The 22,194-nt window shown below is 41.8% G+C and carries 15 protein-coding genes; 1 reads left to right on the top strand and 14 read right to left on the bottom strand.

The genetic code is table 11. The features are described 5' to 3' along the window. Nucleotides 1–41 precede the first annotated feature (41 nt). The 13 genes from PGR74_RS07510 to PGR74_RS07450 form a co-directional block, all read right to left on the bottom strand. A complete protein-coding gene (locus PGR74_RS07510; protein WP_041502170.1) occupies nt 42–437 on the bottom strand; it encodes a carboxypeptidase-like regulatory domain-containing protein in 396 nt (131 codons plus the stop codon). Between the two features lie 25 nt (nt 438–462). Beyond that, nucleotides 463–2,766, bottom strand: coding sequence for a Gldg family protein (locus tag PGR74_RS07505; RefSeq protein ID WP_041505386.1), 2,304 nt, complete (start codon nt 2,764–2,766; stop codon nt 463–465). Nucleotides 2,767–2,778: 12 nt separating this feature from the next. Next, the gene (locus PGR74_RS07500) at nt 2,779–5,067 is read right to left on the bottom strand and encodes a Gldg family protein (protein ID WP_041505385.1); all 2,289 of its coding nucleotides are present in this window, start codon (nt 5,065–5,067) and stop codon (nt 2,779–2,781) included. Beyond that, complete coding sequence (locus PGR74_RS07495) at nt 5,064–6,008, bottom strand: ABC transporter ATP-binding protein (protein ID WP_041502173.1); 945 nt, start codon at nt 6,006–6,008, stop codon at nt 5,064–5,066. The genes PGR74_RS07500 and PGR74_RS07495 overlap by 4 nt, the downstream gene beginning before the upstream one ends. Before the next feature lie 479 nt (nt 6,009–6,487). Continuing rightward, nucleotides 6,488–8,092 (bottom strand): PKD-like family lipoprotein, encoded by a 1,605-nt coding sequence (locus PGR74_RS07490; RefSeq protein WP_041505384.1) that lies wholly within the window; start codon nt 8,090–8,092, stop codon nt 6,488–6,490. A 24-nt stretch (nt 8,093–8,116) separates the two neighbouring features. After that, entirely contained in the window at nt 8,117–8,959 is an 843-nt protein-coding gene (locus PGR74_RS07485) for a DUF4843 domain-containing protein (RefSeq protein ID WP_041502175.1), read from the bottom strand. 24 nt (nt 8,960–8,983) lie between these two features. Beyond that, on the bottom strand, nt 8,984–10,468 hold the full coding sequence (locus PGR74_RS07480) for a RagB/SusD family nutrient uptake outer membrane protein (protein WP_041502176.1): 1,485 nt from the start codon (nt 10,466–10,468) through the stop codon (nt 8,984–8,986). 11 nt (nt 10,469–10,479) lie between these two features. After that, complete coding sequence (locus PGR74_RS07475) at nt 10,480–13,872, bottom strand: SusC/RagA family TonB-linked outer membrane protein (protein WP_052634361.1); 3,393 nt, start codon at nt 13,870–13,872, stop codon at nt 10,480–10,482. A gap of 87 nt (nt 13,873–13,959) precedes the next feature. After that, the gene (locus PGR74_RS07470; protein ID WP_041502177.1) at nt 13,960–15,165 is read right to left on the bottom strand and encodes a FecR family protein; all 1,206 of its coding nucleotides are present in this window, start codon (nt 15,163–15,165) and stop codon (nt 13,960–13,962) included. A 440-nt stretch (nt 15,166–15,605) separates the two neighbouring features. Continuing rightward, entirely contained in the window at nt 15,606–16,031 is a 426-nt protein-coding gene (locus PGR74_RS07465; protein WP_041502178.1) for a carboxypeptidase-like regulatory domain-containing protein, read from the bottom strand. Nucleotides 16,032–16,138: 107 nt separating this feature from the next. Continuing rightward, a complete protein-coding gene (locus tag PGR74_RS07460) occupies nt 16,139–19,432 on the bottom strand; it encodes a golvesin C-terminal-like domain-containing protein (RefSeq protein ID WP_041502179.1) in 3,294 nt (1,097 codons plus the stop codon). A gap of 63 nt (nt 19,433–19,495) precedes the next feature. Next, nucleotides 19,496–19,618: a hypothetical protein gene (locus tag PGR74_RS07455; RefSeq protein WP_262509242.1), complete on the bottom strand. Its 123-nt coding sequence runs from the start codon at nt 19,616–19,618 to the stop codon at nt 19,496–19,498. Then, nucleotides 19,609–20,175 carry a hypothetical protein gene (locus PGR74_RS07450; RefSeq protein WP_041505382.1) on the bottom strand — a complete coding sequence of 189 codons (567 nt, stop codon included), beginning with the start codon at nt 20,173–20,175 and terminating at the stop codon, nt 19,609–19,611. Before PGR74_RS07450 ends, PGR74_RS07455 begins: the two co-directional genes overlap by 10 nt. Nucleotides 20,176–20,710: 535 nt before the next feature. Between PGR74_RS07450 and PGR74_RS07445 the strand changes: the two genes are divergently transcribed. After that, nucleotides 20,711–21,220, top strand: a complete 510-nt coding sequence (locus tag PGR74_RS07445) for a sigma-70 family RNA polymerase sigma factor (protein WP_041505381.1) — start codon at nt 20,711–20,713, stop codon at nt 21,218–21,220. 48 nt (nt 21,221–21,268) lie between these two features. Here PGR74_RS07445 and PGR74_RS07440 read toward each other — a convergent pair whose 3' ends face one another. Further along, entirely contained in the window at nt 21,269–22,129 is an 861-nt protein-coding gene (locus PGR74_RS07440; RefSeq protein ID WP_041502623.1) for a sigma-70 family RNA polymerase sigma factor, read from the bottom strand. Nucleotides 22,130–22,194: the final 65 nt, after the last annotated feature.

Raw genomic sequence — 22,194 nt, 5'->3', positions numbered from 1 at the left:
AGGTTAAGGCCTGCCTCAGTATACACACTACACAATATTCTTTAGCGTTTTGTTTCTAAACAACAAACAAGTCGATTATAAAAATGAATCAGCGGCTCTTCAGGTAACTCTTCTTCCACAAGGGTAATGAATAAATAATGTCCCTGTGCAGCTAAAAAATCCTTTACTTTTATCTCACGAGTAACATAACCATTACAGATAATCAAAAGTGTTCCTTCCTCTGAAACAATCAACTCGAAATACCCGCTCAAATCCGTGATCGTACTGTTCGTCGTTCCTTTCTCGACGATCTGAACACCTAAAATGACATTCATTTCCGGATCACAAACTTCGCCTTTTACTTTTACCTGGCGATTCTGAGCTATCACGACAGAAGTGAAACCCATAAAAAACATGACGGCTAACGATAGGCCTTTAAAAAGTATTTTTTGTTTCATAACAATTCATTTATAGTTAAGCAATTTAGCCTCTTTTTCTCAAATAATTAATAATGATCCCGCAAGCGATTAACAATAACGGGAATACCCCCAGAAGAAAGAACTTCACCCAAAAGATGTCCGTGATAGGAAAAACGACCGTTGTATCTTTCGGATCCGCACGAACGATCTCTACCGGGAATTCACCATTTGTCAACCAACGGAAACTCTCCGTAATCAACGAGTAGTTCGAGGCATTGATTCCCTTGCGCATCATCATCAACTCCGCGTTACTGGCACAATCCGCATCCCCGAGAATTATTACCCGTTGCTCCTTGCCTTTCGTCTTCCGGCTTAAACCCAAAGCCGTGACATGAGATCCCTCGAACTCACCGGCAGCAGGATTCAACACCACTTGATCGTTTATCAGATCACTCGTTTCCAACTCGTTCCAACTACCTTTTTCGATTGTTCGTAAGATGGGAAAAAAGGCATAACCTGCGGTATTGTCATACTCGAGCCCCACAGCTCCAGGCATTGTCACTCGTTCTCCTTTCTTTAACATTCGGGCATATTCACGAGAAATATGAGCTGCCTCTTCCGTCACCTGACATTGTAACAAATCGGCACTAAAATCTGATGTCGGTTGCACCAATACACCGGGCACCGAGCTTACGCCAAACAACGAAAGCAAAGGACGGGCCAAATCCACACGATCCGGTTCTACCGCGATCAAAAGGTTACCTCCTCTTTCGATGTAACGGCTAACCTTGGACAACTCGTCCGGGGTAAAAGGACTTTTCATATCGGCAATTACAAGAATATCGTACTCGATAGGAATATCTTCACCCTCTTTCATCTGGTAAACATAAACGTCAAAACCCTGATTTACTAACGCATAACGAAATGTCAGGTTACTGGCAAAAGAGTAATAATCAGGATCACCGAAACCGCTCGTGCTACGCTCTCCGTGACCTGTCAAACAAGCCACTTTAGGCGCATCAACGGCCAAACGTTTCAACGCTGCCGCCACCTCCGTCTCCGTCGGGAATTGTAGCTGGTCGTTGTACATGCGCAGGAACGTTTTACGTCCGTTTGCTGCCTCCAGCAAACGAACAAAACGATAGCCCTCCGGACGCAAATCGATCTGTTTATTTATCTCTTCGGAAGAGATAAAACCTTTTAACGAAACCTTCGCCATCTTCGCATACTCCTCCGCTACACCGCATTCGTCCAAACCGGCGAATCGCTTACCATGAAGGGGGGCTGTCTGCAAATAGTAACGCACATAAGACATCTCTATATCCGGTTTGAAACGAACGTAAGGTTTAAAACGGTCCATGTCTCCTTTCTCCGCTCTCGGCAAACCGTAAATGTAATTTGTTCCCAAGAGATTTACATAAGTCGTAATTTTAATTTCGCCGTCAATCTGCTCCAGAATTTTCTGGGTGGATTCCGTCACCGTCTCCGTCTGGCAAGCCGTCATGTCCTTATACAATTGCAGTGTCGGGCGCGAAGTCAAATACCCCAAACCGACAACCACCGCAACCACCGCCACGTATCTCCCGACAGACACGACCAAACTTCGTTTGGCCCGATGAGATTCGACCTTCATGATGGACAAAGCCAAGAAAAAAAGAATGACCAAAAGAAAATAGAACAAGTCTTCACTACAGATCAAACCGTTAACAAAAACCATAGCCCGCCCTTTAATCGACAGCCAGTAGGTAATCTCTCTAACGAAACCGATATCCTGACCGACACTACCGATAAAATTCAAAACGATCAGTACCGCTAAGGTTCCCATTGCGGCTACAATCTGATAAGAAGTCAAACTCGACATATAAAGACCGATTGCCGCGTAAGCGCAGATCAACAAATACAACCCCAACAAACCCGAAAACGCCATCGAAAGATCGAAATGAGGAATCGTCAGGCAGGAAAACAAGATGTAAACGAACAAAATACCTACCAGAAGTAAACCGTAAAACATCATCGAAAGAAACTTACCCGTGATAATCTGGGTTGCCGTTACCGGTGACGAATATAACAATTTTATGGAACCGCTGCTGTACTCCCGGCTCATCAGGCTCATCGTCAACAAGGGTATGTAAAGGTACAAATATTGTTGCACCACGATAAAAAGACCGCTTAAAGAGACCAGGATCACACCCGTCAAACTACCCTCGCCGGGAGCATCATTCAAAAACTGTGACGTCACGCAAGATTTGAAAAGGTCCATATAGGTAAGACCCGTCTGGATTGTGAAGATCACCAATATAAACCAAGCCACAGGCGAGTAAAAAAGAGCACCTAACTCATTTCCAGCTATTTTTAATACTTTTCTCATATTCTATATTATTTAACCCAACCTTCTTTTCATCCAAACACCCACTCCTCCCAAAACGAACAAGGCAGGGAATATCCATGTCAATAATAAACTCGTCAGCGGCATTCCTTCGCGTGTCAACTCCAGAACCGTGTCTTTAAACGCCGGACGAGTGATCGATAACGGAAACTCACCGTAACTCAACCACCGGAACATACCCGTAATCAAGGAGAAATTAGACGTCTGAACACCGATGCGATTCATCAACAACTCCGAGTTACTGATACAATCGGCATCACCCAACACCACGATCCGTTGTTCTCGATCGCCGACCTGTCGCGTTAAAGCAAGCATCGTCGGGTAAGCACCCTGGACCTCGCCAACCCGGGGGTTGAAGACCGCCTTATCGCCACCTTCGAGCTCGTTCCAACTCCCCTCCCCGGAGGTCGTCAAAACAGGTGCTACCCGGAAACCGCGTGTCGTGTCAAAAGAGAGTGCTGAAGTACCGGGCATCACGATACCGTAACGGTTTAACAAATTTTTATAAGAGGTCATCACGTTCACGCCCTCTTCATTGAATCGACAAATCAGCAGATTATCATTATAAACTCCCGTCGGTTGGACAAGCTCTCCGGGTATGAATTCTACCCCCAGCATACGCGTAATCGGGTTCATAATCGACTGCTTGCCAGGTTCTCCTGCTATGACCAAATTACCCCCGCGATCGATATAACGGTTCAATTTATCGATATCATCACTCGAGAAAGCCGTATATGGATCGGGAATAACCAAAACGTCCACCTCCGGCGACACCTCTCCGACTTTCGATAAATCGAGCACTTCCGTATCAAAACCCTTGTTGATCAACGAGTGACGGAAAGTAGGGCTCTGCGCAAAGGTATAATAATCCCGGTCTCCGGCTTTGCGTATATCACGCTCGCCATGCCCCACGACGAAAGCCACCACCGGGACATCTGTCACCAGTCGTTTCATTGCCGTCGAAATCTCCGCCTCATTAGGAAAAACGTAACCGTCATCATAAACACGCAAGAAAGTCTTCCGACCGTTGTCTCGCTCGATCACGCGAACGAAACGATAATTCTCTCCCGATAGATCGATCTGGTGCGAAAGTTCTTCAGGTGTTAAGAACATTTTCATATTCAAGTCATTAGCCACCGCCACCTTCTCCGCTTTCTGGCGCTCCGTCAATCCAGAGAAACGCTCGGTCAGGTAATTATTCGAGTCCTTCACGTCCTTATAATAATAAACGTATTTCATCTTCATCCTGGGCTTGAAACGAGTGTACTCTTTAAAACGATCTTTATCTCCGTTCACTCCCGAGGGGATACCGTAATGGTAATGACTCTCCAGGAGGTTAACGTAAGTAGTGACCGTCAAACCTCCGTCCATCTTCTCCATCACCTCCCGGCTTGCCTGGGCCAGCGTGTTTAACTTGGTCGCCGAGGCGTCATAATAAAACTTGAAGACGGGACGGGAACTCAGGTAGCCCAAAAATAAAGCCAGAAAAGTCACAACGAAGTATCTGGTCACGATCAAACCTTTATTACGTTTCTTACCCGAGAGAATCTTAATCACGGATAAAGAAAGGAACAAACCGATAACGATCAGAAAATACAAGACGTCCTCGCTCGTGATTAGCCCCTCGATCATCTGCGAGGAACGCCCCTGGATGGACAACCAGTAAGTGATATCCCGAACGAGGGGGATATCCTGCCCCAACCGGCCGACGTAATTTAAAAAAGCCAAGACCGCAAGTGTTGAAACTGCCGCCACCACCTGATAAGAGGTGAGACAGGACATAAAAAGACCGATCGCCGCGTAAGCGCAAACAACAAGGTAAAGCCCTAAAACACCACTCAAAGCCAACGTGTAGTCAAAATTAGGAACATTAAAACCCGTTAAGAACACAAATACCAGCAAAATTCCTCCAAGAATCAAATTATAAAGCATCATCGACAAGTATTTCCCCAAAACGATTTGAGTCGTCGAAACCGGTGACGAATATAATAATTTTATGGAACCGCTGCTGTACTCCCGACTCATCAACCCCATCGTCAATAAAGGAATGTAGAGGTAAAGGTTGCCAAGCATCGTCGGGTAAAGACTGAAACTTCGTGTAAAAAGCTCACGTACGATACTGTACCATAACGGACGGGAAAACTGTTGTGTCAACATGGTATCGATTAAACCCGTGTAAGACATAGCTGCCTGAACGGTGAAAATCACCAGGATCAACCATGCCACCGGGGAATAAAACAGAGTACGTAACTCTGTTATCGCTATCTTGTATATCTTTCTCATGACAAACGACTATTCATCTTTACTTTCCCGGACAGGCGGGCGAATACTTCATCCAACGAGCTACGTTCTACCGTGATCTCGCTTAACTCCCAACCGCGGGAAACACTCAACTCTACCACCTCGCGAGTCACGTCGCTATCACGGGTAAACCACATACGGTAACTGTTTTGACTGACTTCTTCAACCCGATCGATTCCCGGTATTTCCCGCAACATCTCGATTGCCGGAGGGTTTTTCATTACCACGACGAAAGTGTTGGGTTGAACATAATTGTTAAACTCTTCCATCGTCCCTGAAAAGACGAGGTTACCCTTCTCTATCATCTTGATATGATCGCAGGTAGCCTGTACCTCCGACAATATGTGAGTCGACAGCAATACCGAACGATCGTAAGCGATCTCTTTAATCAGTTCTCGGATTTCGAGGATCTGATTCGGGTCCAAACCGTTGGTAGGTTCGTCGAGAACCACGAATTTAGGGTTGTGGATGATCGCCTGAGCAATGCCTACGCGTTGTTGATAACCGCCCGACAGGTTCTTCAACAAACGTTTATTGAAATGAGTGATACCACATTTGGCCATAGCCGTGTCTACGGCTGCTTTTATCTTTCTCGGTTCAACGGAACGTAACTCCGCACAATAAGCAAGGTACTCCCGAACCGTCAAATCAGTATACAATGGCGGTTTCTGCGGTAAAAAACCGATGTTCATCTTTGCCGCTATCGGATTATCCCGGAAATTGATTCCATTGATGTAAACCTCACCCTCTGTCTGGTTCAAAACACCGCACATAATGTTCATCGTTGTCGACTTGCCGGCACCGTTCGAACCTAACAAACCGAGAATACCCTTCTGGTATATCTCGAAATTAATGTCCCGGATCGCCCATTGAACGCTGTAACGATGAGACAAATGCTCTACTCTTACTACTGATTCTTCCATAAATTTATTTGAATTACATTATATATTACATCGAATATTCTCTTTATTTCGATTAGCAACTACATGAGGAGCTCTTCAAAAGGGACCGCCACATAATTATCAATTTAACTTCCACGGCCGACACGCCTTGAACGGCACGCAACTCTTCGACGGGAATAGATTCTCCACTTTTACAATGGTTTCTTCCACAAATACTTTTGATTACATACACACCCCGATCATACTATCATGTACGATTACAATACAAATCATATCCCCGACACACCTTTCCGACAATTATCGTAAACTTCTTTACTCCTACTGCCAACCGGAAAAAAAATATATTTCAAACCTGATTGTGCCGTTATTTCAGGCTATACCCTCCCCTTTCCGCCTTTTATGAAAAAGCAGGCCCAAACGGAACAAAATCTTTAATACACAGCAATTATATACGAAATGAATTAGTAGGTAAGCAGTAGCTGCTTACCTACTTATAAAAATTATTTTCCTTGGACAACGATATTTGAGATTATACCGAATCCGTCATAAGCTATTTGTTTTCCTTTATCCAGATTACCCGTTCCCAAATCCTTTTGCGGAACTAAATAAACCTTTCCGGCCTCTCCTGCTTGCGTGGCGATCAACACGGCTTTCGCATTCAAGGGAACCAAAGAGGAAACATCTCCATCAAAATCAGACGGACTCATCGTGTAACGTCCTTGCTGATAGAATTGGACGATAGTGATCTTCTCTCCGTCGGCAACCGTATATTTGGATTCATAAGTCAACGAACCCAATGACATCCTAACGGCATAAACATCCGTTTCCGTTGCCACGTACATAATCGGGTCAACCGAGCTGAAAGTATAAGAAACCGCCGCATCCATGATGCTTTTCAATCCGGCCGGCACCTGATACAGAGCGTAAGGAGTCGGAGCTACCAGATCATAGTTCGAATTCTGCGTTTTAAAAATATATATTTCGTACTCCCGAGTCGTTTTATCCCGCAATACCATAGCCAAACCGTCTCTTTCCATCACGCCTCCCGCTACGGCTTCTTTACCCCGGATATTGGAAGGATCGAACGGGAAAGTTTGGTTATATTCCGAAGAACTGAATAATTGACATTTCGGAGCCGCAAACAAAGAGTTAAAACGGGCAAAACACCCCATTTGAGAATCATACCACACGGCGCCGGCCCGATGTCCGGCAAAGTCTCCGGCAACAGCCGCAAGAATCGCATTATCTACATGATTGGACTCAAGGCCTAACACGTTAGTAACCTTTTCCGGTTTAACGAACATATTGTCGTTTTGACGATTATGTTGATAAACCTGATGATTGGCAACCATAAGAGTAGCTTGTATGGAAGGATAAAAAGCATCTGCTTCAAAAGAGGCATCCGCCATGGGTACAATACTCTTGGTATCCGTGTAGGAGTAATCCTCCACGTCAATCCGGTAAACTCCTTTTTCTCCCGCTACCCATAAAATATTCCGATAATTTCCATAGGTGGATCCGGAAACGGTATACATCATATTTTTGATTTTATCCGGGAATACCTCTCCTTTGGAGGCGTAAATATCGGAAATCACCTTCCTCTCTCCGGTAAAATCCTTCGTCAGATTCTCGTCCATCACCAAAGAGAGATCGGAAGTTTGTCCGTCGCGAGAGTGAGCAACCACAAGTCCTTCTCCGAACTCACTCGTCACCACCACCGTAAAGGAAGCAAAATACTGCAAAGTAGTCGCAGAATCCGTTACCGTTAACAAAAGTTTATATCCCCCCGCATTGATCGGCATAGTAGCCGTAACATCCAATATTCTTTCATGAGACAACTCTTCCGTCACGTAATCCAAAGAGGAGGTTCCTAACTGGATCTTCCACAAATATCCCAAATCCGGATGATTTGCCTGCCCGTTTTTTGTAATGGGTATATCTAATTTAAGATTCCCCAAATAATTAACATTCTGGACCTCGGAAATATTTTCCAAGTCAATCTTTATTTCCGGAAGTTTTTCTGTATCGTAAGTACTTTTATCGTCATAACATGACCAAAGGCCACTACTCAATAAAAGTACCAATAGATAAAATATATTTTTCATATGAATAATCTTTGATCTGTTAAATTAAAACTTTCTTGCCTTAACCGGTTGTCCTTTCGCCAATCCTCCGTCATGCAACAAAGGCTCTCCGTGTACTTCCTCGTAAGCCTCCAAATAAGCATTCAGCAAATCGTAATAGGCGTTGGTTTGAGCGGTAGTGTAGAAGGTCAGTCCGAGCGGATCACGGTTATTATATGCCGGCCATTTATCGGATTCCCAAGGCCAGTCCAAAGCTTCCAATATCGCCTTATGAGCATTTTTACTATAATAGTTATAATTAGCTAAATTCATACTCTGACCTGCAGCAATCAAATAGTTGTAAGTACGGCAATAGAATGTTCCGGATCTCGGCATCGGCAACTGGTTATCAAACATAAACTTTGCCCGAATATACTCTTTCGGTCCTTTTGCAAAATCATCCGAAGTTGTCAACACCAGTTCCAGTACACAAGTTTCCGTCTCCAAAGCCGGCAATTTGGTAACCTCGATCGAGATCTTACCGAATGCCTCTCCTGCCGGAACCACCGCCTCCAGAATTTTATAAGAACCCTCTATTAACGTACAACTGTCCAGATCAAGCGTACAATTCACTTTCCGGTCGTAACTCCGTACGTCCCCTATCACTTCCAACGGAATATCGACAATGACTTTCTCCTCGTTCGGGTCCGACCAGAAAGAGTATACTTTCTCAAATTTCTTTGTAGTAGTATTATATCCCGGATAGGTTTTTATTCCTATTCCCGTCCACGGAAAAGTAACCGAAGGAAACTCCTCGTTATAAGTAGGTATTTCCTCTTTGGAACATCCTGCAACAAGCAATCCCAAAGCGAATATACACATCGTATATATAAATCTTAATTTATTCATAACTTTGAATTTATGCTATTAAACTTATTGAACAAGACCCATTCCACTTTCTGCCTCCGGATAGGGCCATACATAAGTCTCATCACTCATCGGAGTAGACAAATTCGGAATATTCACTTCTCCGATACGCTTGTAATAAAGGAAGGTCACACCTTCACACAGGAACTCACGCCTGTATTCGTTCGTCAAACAAGTCAACAACTGGTCCCGGGTATAACCTGAGATATCAATGAAATTAGAACGATTCTCACGCAACGTCGTTAAATATTTGGCCGCTTCGGTTGTGTTAATATCCGTTCCCTTCAAATAAGTTTCCGCCACGATCAGGTACATCTCCGAAATACGTACCAGCGGGATTCTGTTCAAACAATCGGTACCGCTGATAGCCCGGTCCTGAGCTAATTTCAAAGGCACATAATAGCCATTGGAAGCAGGGAACAACATTTTGGATGATCCCCGGAAATCGGCATTACTACCCGCTCCGCTTTCATCAAAAATACTCTGTACTCCCTCCTCTGACAATTTGATCTGCTCATAATCCGTATCCGTAAAATTCAATTTGAAATACCCGGAAATCTTGTCCGACAGGGTCAACACGTTCAAAGAAGCGATATGTTCCGTAGAAAGAATCAAATTCGAGGAAATGTTATCATTCGTCACCCACGTGTAAAGATTGACCTTTTCTCCCTCTTCAATCACCTTTTTAGCTTCCTCCCGGGCCAACAACAAAGAGGCATCGCTACCTTCCCACATGTATACCCTGGCTAACAACGCTTTTACGGCAAAATAATTCAAACGATAGGTACGATCACTATAAAATCCGTCGTCATTCAAATTATCATAATAGTCATCCGTATGCTTTTTCGTGATCGGATCTTCCTCTTCCAACAAATCCAAAGCCTCTTTTAAATCGGCCACGATCAAATCTATGGTCTTTTTATAAGACAATTGTTCCGTTGTCTCTTTCTTGTACTCTTTCACATAAGGAATGGTGAGCTTTGTCTCTTTATCCGTACGGGAGGCCAAATCTCCGTAACCGTAAATACGCATCAGGTCGAAGTGTAACATCGCCCGAATAGCCAATAACTCTCCTTTTATCACCTTATAAGAGACCGGATCTAAAACATTCGATCTCTTTTCAATAAATTTCAGGGCGTTATTCGCATTAGCAATGATGTTATACGCGTTCAACCAAACCGCATCGATGATAGGAGTGGCTCTCACATGTTTATATTGATAAGCAGCCATCGGATAAACCTGAGCCGAAGGATACAAATCATATTTTCCGTCCTGTACATCCAGTACGTACCAACTCAGGTTTTTACCGTACAAGGTTTCACTGGCCATTCCGATATAGCAACCGATCAACGCTTGTCGAAATCCGGGCTCATCTTTAAACTGATCCTCTTCTGGGACCTGTGAGGCAGGCGTTACATCCAACCAATCGTTACATGACGTAACAGAAAAGAAGAGGATAAACAAAGTTATATATTGTGTTATTCGTTTCATATCCTATTTATTTAAAATGATCCTATAAGAGAGAATGACATGGTTCTGGCAAACGGATAACTATATCCCCGCTCTACCTTGACAGAAGAGAAGGTAGCAATATCATTCATGTTAAAAGAAATTTTCAATCTACTCATTCTAAGAGATTTAAGAACATCAGGCTGGAATTCATAATAAACATTCAAAGCTCCCCAGGTAAGTAAACTTTCATCTTGTACAAAGCGCGTCGTGGGACGTGTCTTTTCCTGATATGCCTGCGCATCGCCGTCATATTGGAATGTTCCCAAACGTTTGAACTGTGCGACCTGTCCCGGTTCTTTCCAACGACCGTATAAAGCCCGCTTATCCACGTTATAGTTCATATCCACGTTTTCTACCCGTTCTACTAAGGTCGAATTGTATTTCTGGTAGCCGGTAGCATAACGGAAAGTCGTACTTAATCCGAATCCTTTGTATTCGGCATTAAAACCGAAAGTCCCCCTGTATTTTTCCAAAGAGTTTCCGGCCGGTACCTGATCGTTCTCGTCATACGTATAGGTCAATTCCCCGTTGCGTTTCACATAAACCTCGTTTCCCGTTTGAGGATCGATACCCAAAGAACGAACAGCCCATATCGTATTCATGGATTCACCGTCCACATATTTTGTTACCGGTTTATTATTTCCCTTATCGGCTGCCATCTTATCCCGCAATGCATTATACGTTTTCATACTTTCCGACAGGCGGATAATCTTGTTCGTCGTGGTCGTCAAAGAACCGAACAACTGCAAGAAACCCTTATTAGTCTGAAATACGCTATAAGTCAAATAGGCCTCGATACCCTGATTCCGGACCAAACCCAAATTATCTTTCACGGTAGAGAAACCGGTCGATGTAGAGACAGAAACATCCGTCAACATATTCTTGGTATCCGCCCAGTAATAGTCAAAACGAATATTAGCCTTGTAAATAATGGCATCAAATCCCACGTTATAGTCTTTCTTCTGTTCACCCTTCAACTGAGGATTAGCCATACGTGCAACCTGGGCTCCCGTCATTCCCAAATAATTATCCGTCGTGTAATACTCATAGGTTGCAACTGCTTCATTGTTATAGAAATTCTGGTTTCCGGTTACTCCGATAGACGCCCGTAACTTAAACTGTTGAACAATATCGTTTTTGAAAAATTTCTCGTTATGCAGGTTCCAACCTAAAGCCAAAGACCAACCTAAAGCCCAGCGATTGTCATTACCGTATAAAGAAGAAGCATCCTCTCTGGCACTGAAGTCCAATAAATAACGATTATCGAAGTTATACCCGCCGGCAAGTACGAAACTTAAATTCCTATTCCAGGAAGAACTACCGTAAGGACGGGAATCTTTTGCATATTGACGCGCGAAAGTGATATCGGCAATCTGATTATTAGGGAATCCCTCTGCCTGAAATACATAAGCCTGACTTTTATCTTCTCCTATCTCCGTTCTAAAGTTCAAGAAGATATTATGACGATCCGCAAATGTCGCAGAATAAGTCGCATTTATATTAGCAGAAATGGTACTGCTTTTACCCTCATCGATCCGGTAAGAACCTTTACGCAATTGATCTTCGGTAGAAGAGTACTTATTAATATCGGCAAATGAAGAGTGAGTCGCGGGTAAAAATTCATCTCCGTCATTTCTCTTTAGGCCTAACGTAATTCCTCCTCTTAAAATCAAAGCTTGTATAGGTCTCCACTCGATTTCAAAATTATTGACAAACTCAACATAGGATTGCTGGTAAAGCGTTCCGATTTCAGCATCGTACATAGGGTTGGCAACCGAAGCTCCTTGACCGGTATAAGCCCAACGGGCCACTTCTCCCGTGTCCGGATCCTTGGCTCTCCAATAAGGATTCATTTGTGCATATTTACTGAATGCCCCATAAGGAGAATCATTACTCTTATTGCTCGTTATGGAAGCATTATTTCTGAATAACAAATTATCCTTGCGATAAGAAAGATCGATCTCTCCGATAATATTTCTACGATCGGATCCTTTCATGACTCCCTTCACCTGATTGTATGTCAAACTGAACAATGCCTGCAGGTTCTGGTCTCCCAATTGGACCGAAAGATTGTGTTTATGTCCGACGCCCGTGCGTAAAGGTTTGGAAAGCCAATAAGTATCCAAACCGGCGGCAATGAGTTGCTTTCTCTCCTCATACAGTTGAGAATACCTGATCTCCTCGTCCATATTTTTATAATCGTACATACCGTCTATCCTCTCGGCTTCTAATTTTTCCGCAGCATTACATAAATTATAACTGGTCAAGTCCGGCATCTCAATATCGACACTTCCCGTATAGGTTACCAATTGCTGAGTTCCCGTTACGCGTTTAGTCGTTATAACCACTACCCCATTAGCAGCTTTAGAACCGTAAATTGCTTTCGCCGCGGCATCCTTCAATAAAGTAACACTCTCGATCCGGTTCATGTCCATATCCATTACACGTTCTACCGTGGTATTAAATCCGTCCAATATAAATAACGGTTGATTGGGATTGTTCTGGTAGTTACCTTTAAGCTGAATTCCAGTCTCTTCTATCGGAAAACTGGATACACCACGCATTTGCATTTGCGGTAAACTATTCGGATTCGATCCCATATCCAGGTTATCCATAATAAACAAAGCCGGGTCCAGGTTCTTCAAACTTTGAAACAGATTCGAACTACCGGTACGAACGATGTCTTTTGACGTTAGCGTAACGGCAGACCCGGCATAAGTATTTGCTTTACGAGTAAACATACCGGTTACAACCACCTCCTCTACCTCTTTAACATCTTCTTCCAGTACAACGTTAATCACGGTACGGTTACCGATCACTACGCTTTGCGACTTATAACCGATAAATGAATAAATCAAAGATTTTACTGCGCTCGGAACGGTTAAAGTATAAGTCCCGTCAATCGTCGTACTTGTTCCCAAATGCAAAGAATCTCCCGCAACAACAACTGTAGCTCCCGGTAACGGTTGCCCTTCTTTATCTTTCACCGTACCAGTAATTGTAATGGAAACCGGTGCTTTTTTAGGTCCCACCACAACCTTACCGTTCAATTCTCTGCATTCCAAATTTGTGTTTTTGATACAAGCTTGAACAGCCTGAAGAGTAGTAACATTGTTTAAATCTACTGTTACTTTTACCGTTTCCTTCTCCACTTCCTCCTTCTTAAATACAACTGAATTATCGCTCAATCGGTTGATTTCCCGTAGTGCATCCAACACACTAACTTGAGCAAGCTTTAAAGAAAATCGTTTGGAGTTTTGTTGTCCGTAGACCGGTGAACTTGTAAGCGCCGCAGTAATACCTAACAGCAAAATACTGCAAAACAATACTCTACAAGTCACCAAAAGTCTACAGAACCTTTTCGGTTTGTAGTTTTTTTTCATACTTTTGTTACGTTTTAATTAAACACACACCTTGCTATCAACAAGGTTTTTTAAGCCGGAAATGCTCGCCAAAGCATTTCCGGTATTCTATTTCTCTATGATATGCACTGTATTTCCTTCGATCTTAAATTCCGGCCCTCCCGTTAAGGTAAGCATTTTCAATATTTCGTTCAATTTGTCATCTTTACTCATTCGTCCGCTAAAAGTATGGGGACCTTTCCGTTCACCGTCAAAGACAAACTTCACATCGTACCAGCGACTCAGCATCCGAGTAACCACCTCTATATCATCTTCAGCAAACATGAATACGCCATAACGCCAAGCGGTAATCTCTTCCACCCGTACCTTTTCCACGGAAAAATCTCCACTCTCCTTATCTAATTTCAGTTGCATGGCTGGTTTTAATACAACCGGAGAGGCATTTCCCCTCTTGTTCAACATCACCTCTACCTTTCCCGTCAACAAAGTGGTATAAACATTAGGCTCATTTTCATAAGCATTAATATTAAAAGAAGTACCCAACACTCTTGTCTGCATGGAAGTCGTTTTTACAATAAAAGGTTTTTCCGGATCAGGTGCAACCTCAAAATAAGCCTCCCCTTTTAAAAACACTTCTCTCTTATCTCCCAAAAACTCAATCGGATAATCAATTTCAGACTCTGCATTAAGCCACACTTTCGTACCATCACTCAACACTAATTGATAATCTCCGCCAACAGTTGTGACAATTTTATGTATAACTTCCTCGACAGGCAAAGAATCAGCTGTCATTCTATAAGATAGTTTGCCCTTTTCCCCGATCATAGCGACAGAAGAGAGGTGCAAAGTATCCGGTAAAGAATTACTCAAATTAATCTGCTTCCCGTTCTCCAGCACTAACATTACTTTCCCTTTTGCCGGATTGATTTCAACCTTTTCTTGTCCGGCCATAACCGGAGAAGATTCCTTTTGTTGTTTTTCCAATCCAAAAATCAACAGCATACACGCAACGACAACACTGGCCGCAACAACGCTTCCCCCTAATACAAAATATCTCTTCTGTCTTTTCCCGGCGAGAAGTTTTCCGGAGATTTCTTTGTGAACCTCATCGAAACTCGTGGTCCGATTGATTTCATCTTCTAACTTCAATCGCTTTGCGATACTCTCTCCCCGAATAATACTTTTATACAATTGACGATTCTCATCGCTTTCGTCCAACCACTTTCCCAACTCTTCCCTCTCCTCCAAAGAAGCTCTCCGCAATTTAACCCGTATAATAATTTCGGCCAACAGCCTGGCTCTATCTACTACCATAACTTATCTTCTAATTTTATCTTAAGACACCGCAAAGCACAATACGGGATGAATGAAACACGAAAAAAATAATAAAAAAATCATCTTTTCGCCATATATCTAATAATTAACGGACTATTGGATCAATACCGTCCAACTCAGGAACTCTCCTTTTTGTCGTCCCGACAATCGATATGGAAACTCCGATCATTGGTTCATCGAATTCAGCATCAATTTCACTCCCCGTTATAAATTTCGCAGAAACCACCTGGGCGAAAAAATCGATATTCTATCCTATTACAAAAGCACAAAAACACCGTATCAGGCTCATCTTACCCGACAAAATGAAGGTTGTCCAAATTTTCATTTAAAGACAACCCTCGAAACAAATATATATCAACAGAATACAATACTACAGTATAACCATTCTTCTTTTTGTACCCAACACATTCACCTAAAAATTAACACACCTGAGGTTGTATCCTCGTCCTTAAAAACCGGTCATAATCAAAAAAGACGCAATCTTTATAAAAAGTCAGCAATCTTTTTTGAAACGTATCAGTCGACAAAACCATAAAATCATCACGCATAACAACATGAATCACACTAAGCCCTCTAACTCCTACTTCGACTTTCTTCATCCCTATATAAGAAAACACCAACGTATCCCCCGGCATAACGCCAACGATTGTAAAGTTGCCATCAAAATCCGTAATAGTACCTATATTAGTCCGCTTTATTTGCACATTAACCCCTATTAACGGTTCGCCCGCCATATCCGTCACAACACCCGTTATTCTGGAAGATTGCCCGTAAGACACCATATGAAAAGAACAAATAACAAAAAGAAGCATTATCATCTTCTGAAAAAAAATTTTTGTTTTCATAACATTAATTTTAGTAAAACATTTATTATTACTGCAGTAGTGTATTCAATATCAACATAATCAAAGATACCCTTTCTCCTCAAAGATTACTTATAAATCAGGAAAGGCTATTTTTTAACATATTTCCATTTGATGGCATCGGCTACAAGACGCATCTGCTGCCGAGCCCTATCTAACAATACAACACGGTTTTCTCCTTGTGGAAGCCGATACTCTCCGGCATAAACCCAACCTTGTTCCTTCGTTACATTAATATTAAACTCGTCATTCTTTTCTCCATTCTGGACCGTATAATATTGTAAACAGTCCCCATCCAACGAGCCGTTATAAACATAAGCAGGAAGAGCAGGCACATGTATCCATAACTCATACACACCCTCTTGCTGAATTTCTGCTGTCCATACAGCATGATTATTCTCTCCTCCTCCCAATTTCACATAAGCACTACGCACAATATCCCCATAACACCCTTCATCTATTCCGGGAGCCCAGCTCGTAGAGACAATTTTCATCGGCAACTGGTATTCTTTCCTACTCGACATATTCCCCAAAAGTCGATTAGAAGCCGCCGTCTTTACGTTAAATCCGGGATCTTCGTTATCCACTATAATTTCATCGGGAACAGGTAAAAAGTATCTTTTATCGATATCAAAGATTCCTTGCGACGTATCCGAAACAACAGCCGTTTTTATCGTGGGATTGAAAACCCAACGAATGGTCTGAGGAATGTTTTGCGATAAATTGGTATTTACATAGATCAACCTCGGCATCTTCTCGGCAAAAAATCGAATCTCTTTTGCTTCTCCCCTGTTAATCATAAAATGATTTATATATCCACCCCGGACCATAACAGAAAAAACGCCATCTGCTTCTGAAGGATTATACACCCGCATTCGCCCACGATATCCCTTCACCTCTCCGTTCTCTACCTTATCGACCCCTATATCCTTTATTACTAAACCAGCTGCTTGCCGACTTTTATACCATTCGGGCAACCATTGTGAAATATCTACCTTAAACCGATCTGTAAAAGCTTGCTTGAATTGTTTTAAATCAGTCTCTCTAAAAAAATAAGAACTTCTAAAATCATTTAAGAATCGATGCAGATCCGTATAAGGTACAGAGGTAGAGATTCTATTTTTCAAATCCCTGGCCTTTATATTGATTATTTCCGTCATAACCCCTACAGGTAGGGTCTCATCATTCAATGCATCTTCCAAACTATGCGAAGTCAGGTAAGCCATTGCCCGTTGATAATCGTCTATCCCTAAAAAAAGAGGCATTTTCATGATACTTGAAGAAACGTTATCTTCCTGAAATTTTAACATGGTTTGTATGATACGATCCATCACCGGATAATCGACAGAACTCATAAATCCCAGATAATCAGAAAACAAAGGTAAGATTGAATAATCATTAGGAATAGTCGTGGATTGTAAAACACCTATTGTTTCTTGTCTCAAATATAATTTTAAGCGCCGATTCAAATCAAGCTCTCTCAGTACAGCCCATTCCCGTAGAAAGGAGGACTCTAAAAATATACTCAATCGCATAAAATCCACATTAGGTTCTTGAATCATTTCATTTCCGCCCACGAAGTTCATCGCAACACCTTCTTGAAATTGAATATAATCCGACATCGCTAAGATTTTACTCCCCCGCTCGGGATAAAACAGCAATTCCGGTTGGGCATTTTCACTCCCTCCTTTCCAATTTCTCACGTAAGACGTCAACGTAACGGGAGTTTCAACTACTCTCAAATACTGAAACGGATATCCTTTCAAGTGTTTTTGCAAAAACGGCATTAGAAAATCCGAAAGATTCTCAACCTTCTTTATCAGAAGATCGCTCCCTTTAAAATAGTACCATTCCAACAGCACGTTATCCACCTTTACGGATTTCTTACCGTAAGATCCCATAGTCAACGTGATTCCCGTCAATTTATTTTCCGGCGTAAATTTAACGGTATCTCCCACCTCCTCTGCTTTTCCCTGAGAAATCACCATTCGACGATCCGGATTAAACACGCGAAGATCATAGGTTGTAAAATTCTTCTCCGTGGCATACAAAGACTTTAGGTTTACCGGAGGAACAGCTACCGGATACCACAAACACTCCGGAAGTAACAAGGTATATCCATTCTCAACAAAGGCGCTTCGCTTTCCGAACCTCCATTTTTTATCCAGCCAATACGCATGGTCATATTCTTTATCCGAAATATCCAAATAACAAATTCGCTCGTCAATTTTGCCGTCATACTCTATCCTCAGCGTTATATTCTCCCCTGGCTGAAGTTCTTTTTGCACCACTATAACCTGATTTTCCCTATGAAAAACCAAATTTTTTCCATTGTCCCATAATTGACGTACCGACAATCCCGGATTCAGGTAAAAAATAAGTTCCGGCATTCGGCTTACACCGGTATTTCTTACTTGCAATTGAGCGGAAACAAAAATACGATTCCCTTCCTGACGGTAAACGATAGAGGATTTCTCCACCCGCAAATCAAGTTTATCCGCATACTTTACATAAGTATCCGCATACCTCTTTCTGATACTCTTATCATGCAGAAAAGAGTAACAACACCCCAACATACAAATAATCCCGACAGTCAACAGTGTGCAAGACAGAATCCTTAGCCTCTTTAACTCCTTCCCGTCCGTTAACCGGTTGAACCATAGAACAGAAAACATCAGCATCCCCAAACCAATTCCGATGAACGAAACGCGTTGAAGCAGATAAAGAAAAAGTGCCGGATGTCCGGTGACATCAGAAAAAAGATTGGGAATTCCAATCGCAAAAAAATCAAAAGCTCCTCCACAAATCTCCGGCAAATACCAGTAGGCTACACCCCAAAACAACAACAATAGCAACAAAGAAAAAATATGTTCTCTTATCAAACGAGAAATGAAAAAAGAAAAACCGATCATAAAAATCAGGGAGGGGAACGATAAGGTCAAAAAATAAAAAAAGTACAACCAAAGATCAAAAGGGGACAAACTGAAAAAAACATTCATCGAAGCCGCTAATAATAGCGAAATAAAATTCAATCCGATGAAGATGCGGGAGATACCCCACATCTTTCCCAAAATAAGTTCGCTGTTAGAAACCGGATACAGTGTAAACACAATTCCTGAATCGCATTTCCGATCTCTTTTTATTACATCCGTCACGACAAATAGAACCATCAATGACTGTAAGATATTATAAACATAGGTATTGAACCAAGGCAAAGAGGCAGGCATTGCAATTTTAAACCAAGATGAAAATTGAATTTGTTCAATATATTGGAATCCCCATGTTCCCAATAGAGCAATCACAACAAATATCCGGAATCCCCAATTCCGTCTCAGTAACTTAGCCTCGTAACAAGCGATTGTTTTTATCATTCGAAATTTCATAAGTCTTATTTTAGTACGTTAGTTTTTTATAAATTCAATTCACATCGAGATTCTCAGACAGATTTAATCCCTTCTCACCCGAACCCACTTTACCGCATCGGCCATGAGGCGTTGCCCTTCCGTTCCTTTATGTAAAAGAGTTACTCTGTTTTCTCCTTCCGGAAGTTCACATTCATCTAAAAACACCCACCCCGTTTCAGCATATGAATGCCGATCTCCCGTTCTCCACCCTTATCCCGCACTACATAACACGGCATTGCCTCTTCAGCAGAAGAAACAGTCATAGGCATAATCCACGGGATATAAATCCATAATTCGCACCGACCGGCTTCTGGATTAGAAGCAAGCCGGGATACAGTACTTCTCTTTTTCTCCCGCAACCTCACGTAGGCTGTTGCGATATGATCTCCGTAGCAATTATCATCAAAAAACGGATCTTCGTCATCCACGACAATTTCACCTGCCGCAGATAGAAAATAATCCGGATGTTTATCTCTCGCCATAACCTCCCCGATAACCAAAACAAACATAAAAGATTGGGCAATATTGAAGAAATAAGTACTTAACCAAGGTGGCGAAGCGGAAAGCGATACGCGATGTTCCCCCATCCCGATACCTCCTTGCAAAAGATATTGCAAAAAAACGATCAGTAACACTGAAACTACAGCAAATAGCCTAAATTCCCAGCTCCGCCTCATCATAACACCCCTATAACGAGCAACAGAACGCACCTTTTGATTCATCGGTCAACAATTTGATAATGTATTATACAACTAAGACACCACTAAAAATATAAAAGGATTAATACAACCATAATAATTAGAAATAATTAACATTAAACCATCTCATGATTAGAAAACAATATTCCAGAAGATTCCTTGTATAAAGCCTATTCGAAGAAATAGAAAAACAATTGAAAATCGACCCATTCTCCTATTGCAAATGATTCGACATGCAAAAATCATAAAACGAAAAAAACTTACTGGGTTTAAACTTATTTCAAAAGTAAAAATAAACGATAACACAAATAATCATATTTTCTTGTAAAATACGCCATTAAAATCATTTTTGGATGATTTTAAAATGGCTTTTCTCGAAAATTATTTCTATACTTGCATATTCGATATAAATTAACCTTCGTTTGTTGAAACGCAAAAACGAAGGGATAAAATCGATAACACGTATTTTTAAATAAACTGATAATGAGAGATATATGACATGATTAATCATATCAGCAGGAATATTGTGTACTATCAACAAACGAAGGTTTAATGAGATATGGGAGAAGTTTTAAAACTTGAAGTTTTTATCCGCAAATACTATACAACACTCTGTACATCAGCACTTCACTATGTCAATTCTCCTGATATCGCCCAAGATATCGCTCAAGAAGTGATCATTAAATTCTGGGAAAATAGAAAAGAACATCAAAACTTAAACTCGATTGAAAATTTTCTTTTTATCATGATCCGGAATGAATCACTAAATTACCTTCGAAGCTGTCAAAGGGAAACAAAACGATACGATAAAATCATCAATGAAGAAAGCGAGGACCCGCATATCCTAAATATGCTGATCGAGGAAGAGACCAATCAGATTTTACTTCATGCTATCAACCAACTTCCCCGACAAATGGCAAGAATCATGCGTCTGGTATTATCCGGCTATGAAAATAAAGAGATTGCAGAACTTCTTGGGGCTTCCGTTAATACCATTAAAACACTTAAATACGCGGCTTTACGAAAGTTACGGGAATACTTTGAAAAACATCAATATAACATCAGATAGCGACTCTCCCGTAAAGAATAAAGCGCCTCTTCGAGGCGCTTTATTCTATTATCCTAAATATGTTTTTAACAATTTACTTCGCGACGAATGACGCAAACGTCTTATCGCTTTTTCTTTGATTTGACGAACCCGTTCGCGTGTTAAGCCAAATTTCTCACCGATCTCCTCCAAGGTCATCTCCTGACAATTGATCCCGAAGAAGAGGCGAATAATATCCCGTTCCCTTTCAGTCAAGGTAGACAAAGCACGCTCGACCTCCGTAGACAAAGATTCGTTGATCAAAGTCTTATCCGCTACTGGCGAATCATCGTTGATCAATACATCCAGCAGACTATTATCCTCACCTTCCACAAAAGGTGCATCTACCGAGATATGACGTCCGGATACTCTTAACGTATCCGCCACTTTCTCGGCCGGCAAATCTAACGTATCCGCCAACTCTTCAGGAGAAGGACGACGTTCATGTTCTTGCTCGAAACGAGAAAAAGCTTTGTTGATCTTATTTAATGAACCGACTTGGTTCAAAGGCAATCGCACGATACGCGACTGTTCAGCTAAAGCTTGCAAAATAGATTGACGAATCCACCATACGGCATAAGAAATAAATTTAAATCCCCTGGTTTCGTCAAACTTTTCAGCAGCTTTAATCAACCCCAAATTCCCCTCGTTGATTAAGTCCGGTAAACTTAATCCTTGATTCTGGTATTGCTTCGCTACAGAAACAACAAAACGTAAATTTGCCCTCGTCAACTTCTCCAAAGCCCTTTGATCTCCTTTCCGAATTCGCTGAGCTAACTCGACCTCCTCCTCCACGGTAATCAAATCCTCCTTACCAATCTCCTGCAAATACTTATCGAGAGATGCACTTTCCCTGTTTGTTATAGATTTTGTTATCTTTAGCTGTCTCATAATTGTTTTTATATTCTCCCCGAAATATGTGGCAAAGGTAGAACATTTTATCCATATACCAATAT

Source organism: Sanguibacteroides sp. AM78-02pH3A (genome assembly GCF_027666085.1).
In the GTDB taxonomy this organism is placed as follows: domain Bacteria; phylum Bacteroidota; class Bacteroidia; order Bacteroidales; family Marinifilaceae; genus Gabonibacter; species Gabonibacter massiliensis.
Note: the sequence above shows the minus strand (reverse complement) of the source record. Positions and strands in the feature narration are given on the sequence as shown.

Excerpts from the sequence above, each read along its gene's own strand:
- PGR74_RS07490 (WP_041505384.1), bottom strand. The coding sequence starts at position 8,092 with ATGAAAAATATATTTTATCTATTGGTACTTTTATTGAGTAGTGGCCTT.
- PGR74_RS07505 (WP_041505386.1), bottom strand. The coding sequence starts at position 2,766 with ATGAGAAAAGTATTAAAAATAGCTGGAAATGAGTTAGGTGCTCTTTTT.
- PGR74_RS07465 (WP_041502178.1), bottom strand. The coding sequence starts at position 16,031 with ATGAAAACAAAAATTTTTTTTCAGAAGATGATAATGCTTCTTTTTGTT.
- PGR74_RS07450 (WP_041505382.1), bottom strand. The coding sequence starts at position 20,175 with ATGAATCAAAAGGTGCGTTCTGTTGCTCGTTATAGGGGTGTTATGATG.
- PGR74_RS07460 (WP_041502179.1), bottom strand. The coding sequence starts at position 19,432 with ATGAAATTTCGAATGATAAAAACAATCGCTTGTTACGAGGCTAAGTTA.
- PGR74_RS07495 (WP_041502173.1), bottom strand. The coding sequence starts at position 6,008 with ATGGAAGAATCAGTAGTAAGAGTAGAGCATTTGTCTCATCGTTACAGC.
- PGR74_RS07445 (WP_041505381.1), top strand. The coding sequence starts at position 20,711 with ATGGGAGAAGTTTTAAAACTTGAAGTTTTTATCCGCAAATACTATACA.
- PGR74_RS07470 (WP_041502177.1), bottom strand. The coding sequence starts at position 15,165 with ATGGTAGTAGATAGAGCCAGGCTGTTGGCCGAAATTATTATACGGGTT.
- PGR74_RS07485 (WP_041502175.1), bottom strand. The coding sequence starts at position 8,959 with ATGAATAAATTAAGATTTATATATACGATGTGTATATTCGCTTTGGGA.
- PGR74_RS07510 (WP_041502170.1), bottom strand. The coding sequence starts at position 437 with ATGAAACAAAAAATACTTTTTAAAGGCCTATCGTTAGCCGTCATGTTT.
- PGR74_RS07440 (WP_041502623.1), bottom strand. The coding sequence starts at position 22,129 with ATGAGACAGCTAAAGATAACAAAATCTATAACAAACAGGGAAAGTGCA.
- PGR74_RS07475 (WP_052634361.1), bottom strand. The coding sequence starts at position 13,872 with ATGAAAAAAAACTACAAACCGAAAAGGTTCTGTAGACTTTTGGTGACT.
- PGR74_RS07480 (WP_041502176.1), bottom strand. The coding sequence starts at position 10,468 with ATGAAACGAATAACACAATATATAACTTTGTTTATCCTCTTCTTTTCT.
- PGR74_RS07500 (WP_041505385.1), bottom strand. The coding sequence starts at position 5,067 with ATGAGAAAGATATACAAGATAGCGATAACAGAGTTACGTACTCTGTTT.